Source organism: Brunnivagina elsteri CCALA 953, assembly GCF_002289455.1.
Classification (GTDB): Bacteria; Cyanobacteriota; Cyanobacteriia; order Cyanobacteriales; family Nostocaceae; genus Brunnivagina; species Brunnivagina elsteri.
On the sequence record NZ_NTFS01000402.1, the window covers coordinates 1 to 5,934 of the forward strand.

Consider the following 5,934-nt stretch of genomic DNA (forward strand, 5'->3'; position numbering starts at 1 on the left):
ACATTAATATTCCCAACTTATTGAGAAAGCCCAAGATATTGCTGATTTCAGACTTCAATTTAACAAAGTCGAATATTTGAGCGATCGCGCGGAAATTACCCTTACTAAATTCAATTTTAATCTAGTAGTGGTAAAAACGCTCCGCGCCTTCATTTTCATCTCAAACTATGGGATGTTATTTCTCTCCCCCTTGTTGGAGAGCAAATTGATGCTGCCTTGGATAAGGAATATAAGTACTTGACGAACTTGAAACTCCATTAGCGACAACCCCAATTAAGTTCAACTTAGCTAGCATTGCTGTAGCCTGGGATAATTGGCTACGGGTAACGTGACTAATACTTGCCACCATCACAGTGCTGCGACAAGACGAACCAGCAAGTAAAGCATCAACAAGTCCCAAAACTGGAGGTGCATCAACGATTACCAAATCGTAGTTCTCTTCAAATGCAGCCATTAACTGTTTCATCCGAGGAGAACTCAGGAGATTGGCTGGATCGGCTGGTATTGGTCCGGAAGTGAGAATATCAATAAACGATGAACCCGATGATTGCAGGCTAATTTGGCTGCTCAAATCACTATCACTTGCCAATAAACTCGAAAGTCCTTGTTCGTTGGGAAGGTTGAGTTGCTTGTGTAAACTGGGTTCCCGGAGATTTGCGTCAATCAATAGCACCCGTTTGTGCAACCGGGCAGCGCTCATTGCTAGTCCTAAAGCCAAAGCTGATTTCCCATCATCGGGTAAAGCCGAAGTAATCATCAGGGATTTCAGGGAGGAAACCGTATTCAGAAGTTCAATATTCTTGTAAATCAAATCCAAAGATTCCCAACGTGGGGGTGATTGCAAGACTTGAATCGTCCAAGGGGCTGTGGCTTCTGGTTGACCAAATGGTAATTTAATTACGGATTCTCTGGTTCTGGCAGGTGGTAATTTGGGGGTTGTGCCCAATAAGGGAAAAGCAATAATATTTTCTAACTCAGCTGTGGTGTGAACCGAATCGTCAGAAGCTTCCCGCAATGCTGCTGTGATTCCACCCAAAATTAATCCGACTACTCCACCCAATAGAAGGTTTTGTTGGAGGAATGGACCCATGAAATCACCTTTTTGAGGCTTTTCGACTACTTTCCAGTCAAATTGCCCTTTATCGAGTTCCTGGCGTAATTGCTGTTCCGTTTTCAAGAGTGTATCGTAGCGTTCGCGGGTACGATCTGCCGCAGGTTTGAGACGGTTGAATTCTGCTAGAAGTGCTGGGAAGCGTTTCAAGTTGTTGCGTAACTCTTCTTCTTTTTCCCCAAGGCTTTGGTCTTTTGCCCGTAAACCAAATATACTCGTTTGGTTTTCGACAAGTTGAGCCGCAAGGGCTAAGTCTATCTGGCTATCGTTCCCTTGATTTTGGGTATTTTCTACTGTTGTCGCAGCGACTGAGACATTTTGTCCCAAAGTTGCCCCAGCTTCATTTTGCAGGAGTAGTTGTTGTCTCTGTCTTTCTTCAACTAGCTTTCTCACGCTGGGAGCTTCTTCTGTAAACCGCAAGCGTTCTTTTTCTAGTGCTAGGTCAGTTTTTTGAATTTCGTTGAGTAATGTCTGGTAACGAACTGACTGACTTAGACGTGCTGAAACCAGGGCATTTTGTGGGGTTCGCTTGAGTTGTCCTTGTAATGAGTCGTAGCGTGCGATCGCTTGTTGGTATTCAGCGCGAACGTTTTTTCGTTCTTGTTCGACGGTATTTAAAGATTCTTGGAGGGTTCTTACTTGTACTTCTGGATCGGTCAAATTTTGGGTTCGACGAAATAGTAGCAGTCTCGACTCCGATTCTTTGACTTCTTTACCTACCTTCTCTAACTGCTCGTTGGTACCTTTCAAACCATCTTTCAAACGTTCTTTCTGCTGTTCTTTGTTATAATCTAGATAGACTTTTTGCAATACTTCGAGAACACGCTGGGTTCTAAGTTCATCGGTATCTTTATACTGGATTAAGAAAATTTTCGTGACGAGATTATCTTCTTTTTCCTTAATCTGAGACAATACTAGCGAACGTTTAACTTGGGCGACTGTAAGAGTTGGATATTCGTCTTTGAGTTGCTGGACGGCTTTTTCGATATGTACGGTGTTCCGCATCAGGTTGAGTTGGGTTGCCGTATCTATCTTAAAAATGGAGTCGATTGCTCTGCTAGCATCGCTTTGGGCAGCAGCATTATCCTGTCCTGGACTTTGATAGTTGGATTCAACGAGAAATTGCATCGAGCTTTCGTAAGTCGGTGCTGTTCTTTTGGTCATAAAACCTGCGATCGCGATCGATGACAGAAATACCCCCAAGAACCAAGGAAATCTACGTACTAAAACTGCTAACAACTGCCCATATCCAGGATCGTTGTCAGCAGATGAATTTAAGGCTGGATTGACTGCGGTTTGAATCACGTTTGCTTTCCCTCAGCGAACTAAGTCAATTTGATAATTGATATGATTTACAAGCTTGATCGATGACTTGTTCGACCTTGCCAAAAAATGCTTCTTCTGAAAAGTTAATTACCGCGTGGTTGCGGATATTTTCGTAGTTCCAATAGATTTCCCTGGATTCAAGTAAGGCTGTTTGTAAGGATTCTGGGGTTTGTCGTTTGAAAAATACACCTGTTTTTCCAGGTATTTGAGTATCCAAAACTCCACCCGCTCCAAATGCAATCACGGGGGTTCCACTCGCATTCGCTTCGACTGGAACTAATCCATAATCCTCTAACGCTGCCACGATAACCGATTTAGCGTTAGCAAACAACTGAGTGCGTTCTGTATCGGTCACATGTCCGATAAATTCGACATTTTTCAAGGCTTTTGATTGCAAGCGTTCCCGCTCTGGACCATTCCCCGATATCAACAGTCTCCACCCTAGCCAGTTAAAAGCTTCGACTATTATATCAAGCCGTTTGTAGCTAATCATCCGCGCTGAAGCTAGATAATATTCTTCTTTGCGATCGCTAAACAAAAACTTGCTCGTATCGATTGGGTAATTAATGACGATGGCATTTTTGCCGTAGATGCTCTTAATTCTCCGGGCAACGACGCTGGAATTTGCAATATAAAGGTCTGGTTCTTGTGAATATTTTAAATCAACATTACGCATCATTTGAAAGATATGCTCGATCAAAGGAGCGAAGTAGCGATAGTCTCCATATTCACGCAAATAAGTTTCCGTATCCCACAGAAATCTAGTGACGTTGTGGCAAAAACAAATGTGCCTTGCTGTTGGTTTTTTACGTACTGCTTTCGCAAAACTGGTGCTGCTGCTAATAATTAAATCGTAATCTTGCAGGTCTAAGGCACGAAAGGCAGGAAAGTACAAAGGTGCCATGAGTCGAAAATACTTAACTGCACCTGGTATATTTTGTACAAATGTTGTGTTAACAATTCTATCTCCAAGGTCAATCGTTTCCTGGGAATCGTAAACAGATGTAAATATATCAGCTTCAGGGTAGTGCTTGCACAATAACTCAAATACACGCTCTGCCCCACCACGCTGGGTTAGATAATCATGGACGAGAGCAACTTTCATGTTTCTTTCCCTAGTAATTTGTATAAAATTTATCTTAATCTAAGCAATAACTTACTGAAGTAGATGTCTGGCAATTATTAATTGTGAAAGTTCTCATGTAATCAACGTTTGATAACAGATGTTTTAATATAGCAATCTAAATCAAGAAATCCGCTTGCAGTAACTAGCGATGTATTTATGATATGGTGACTCGGAGTATTTGAAGCGGCAGTTAACCCAACTTTTACAGAGATTTCAAAATTCCATAGCCAAATATAAATAATTCGCTATTACTGCATGAAATTCAATCAAGCACTATCTACACTGCTGCCATGATTTTTTCTGTGGCAAAGTGTGCATCTTGCTTCGCTCGCAGTTGGTCACAAAGCCTATCCTGTGGTAATTCTACGTCATCGTAGGTGAGAACTTGGTCTTTGGAAATATCCCGTTTTAAACGGCATCCTTCAGCCAATCCCATCGGCAGTAACTTTTGTTGGAGGGCAATGTCTGAATTTTCACACTGACCGTAGGTCATGTAATAACCAATACCATCTAATGTTTCCCCAGCTTTGAGGTCGATTTTGGCTGTGGTGACAACATCAACGAATGGTTTTCCTAAAGGTGTCAAAATATAGTCTTGGAAGAGGACGACACGGGCAACCGAAAGTGGTACTTCAAAGTGACAGAGGTGATAAGGTGTGTAGAAGCTATAAAGCGGTCCTTCACCTAGCTTATATAAATTGAGATAATGCTGCTGCTTGGGGTCATCATGAGTTCCAAAGACGAATACACCTGGACCTGGTTTTGTGCCGACAACATAATCAACGATGCCACCTAATTCTTTGAGTTGTTCGACATCATACATAGTGGTCATTTCATCGACATGACCTCGGAAGTCGTATCCCAGCATTCCGCGTTTGGCTACTTTCATCCCTGTCGCGTTAGCAACGATCGCTTGCTCAAAAGATATTTTGGTTCCATCAGCAAAACTTGTCACCATACTGGGTTTTTGTCCCCACTGTTTGGCGAATCCTTCTTGGGTGGTGGGGTTGCGATATGGGTCTTGTAAGCCCTTGATATTACCACATAACAAAGGGGTCAAACCAATGCTTTTAACGAAACGATATAAATTGAGTTGAACTCCTGGTTGATCGCCATCGCAAGCTGTGAGAATGACCCCAGCTTTGTCAGCGTAGACTTTGAGGATGGCTCCAATAGTACCATCGAGTTCCGCATTCATCATCACCACGTGTTTGTGGTGAGCGATCGCTTCCATAACTACATGGGCACCAAATTCAACTGCACCTGTTACTTCGATTAGAGCATCAATTCCCTCAGCCCGACATAGCAGCATTGCGTCTTCGGTGACTGCATACTTTTGCCCTGCGATCGCGTCTTCTAATTCAGTGACAGTAGTAACATTTTTAACATCTTCAATACCTGCTTCTATATAAGCTCGCTTTGCCGCATCGAGGTTGCGGTTGGAGATTGCGACCAATTCCATACCGGGAACTGAATTAGCAATTTGATTGGCAATTCCCCGTCCCATAAAACCAGCCCCAATCATTCCGACTCGAACGGGTTTTCCAGCTTCCTGACGGGCTTGTAAGGCGCGATCGACAATAATCATTGAATCTGTTTCTCCGTAAAAGTAAATTTTGCCTTGTTTGTTAACGATAACCGCTCGCTAGCTTCTGGGAAGAGATATCTGAAGATACAATTGCTGATAGGTGTTTTCCCTATTCTTACCTGACAATCTTTGTTCTACTGCATTCTGATGGACTTGTGCAAATTTTTCTCTGGCAATATCAATCAACATGCATAATTTTGGTGCGATAAGCAGAGCTTAACGCCAAAGGCGTATCGCGACTGAGGTGGGGGATAATGCTTTTAGTGCGATCGCTATTTTTTATCTAACAAATAAATAACATTACCAATGCAGTGTAAAACATTTAGGAACATGCACCCACCCTCAATTCTTCACTTCTAAATTATCGGTAATTAGCTGGTGATTTAGCTATATCGAATAATAACAAGACAAGTTGATGACTTGTTTTGTAATATCAACTTACCTGGGATAATTCGCCACCAACTGACATCATCCGCAGTAGAGGCCAATTCGTGTCTTTTTCAGAAATTTCTGTGACTTCGAGGGGCCATTGAATATTGAAAAATGGGTCATCGTAACGTAAGCCACGCTCATAACCAGGGGTATAAAATTCGCCGACTTGGTAAACGACTTCCGCTTCATCTGTCAGCGCTTGATAGCCGTGGGCAAACATTTCGGGAATATAGAATGCGCGATGATTATCTGCGGTGAGTTCGACACCAAAGTGTTGTAAAAAGGTTGGAGAATCTGGACGCATATCGATAATTACGTCGTAGATTGCCCCTTTGGTACAGCGTACTAGTT

Annotated in this window: 4 protein-coding genes; all 4 read right to left on the minus strand. The window is 42.5% G+C overall.

The genetic code is table 11. The annotated features are described in order from the left end of the window. Nucleotides 1-175: 175 nt before the first annotated feature. Nucleotides 176-2,416, minus strand: a complete 2,241-nt coding sequence (locus CK510_RS24950; protein ID WP_095724247.1) for a GumC family protein — start codon at nucleotides 2,414-2,416, stop codon at nucleotides 176-178. A 25-nt stretch (nucleotides 2,417-2,441) separates the two neighbouring features. Then, entirely contained in the window at nucleotides 2,442-3,542 is a 1,101-nt protein-coding gene (locus CK510_RS24955; RefSeq protein ID WP_095724248.1) for a glycosyltransferase, read from the minus strand. Nucleotides 3,543-3,840: 298 nt separating this feature from the next. Beyond that, nucleotides 3,841-5,151, minus strand: coding sequence for an NAD(P)H-dependent oxidoreductase (locus CK510_RS24960; protein ID WP_095724249.1), 1,311 nt, complete (start codon nucleotides 5,149-5,151; stop codon nucleotides 3,841-3,843). Between the two features lie 433 nt (nucleotides 5,152-5,584). Continuing rightward, nucleotides 5,585-5,934, minus strand: a 350-nt coding sequence (locus CK510_RS24965; RefSeq protein ID WP_143289425.1) for a dTDP-4-dehydrorhamnose 3,5-epimerase family protein, incomplete at its 5' end; no start/stop codon positions are given.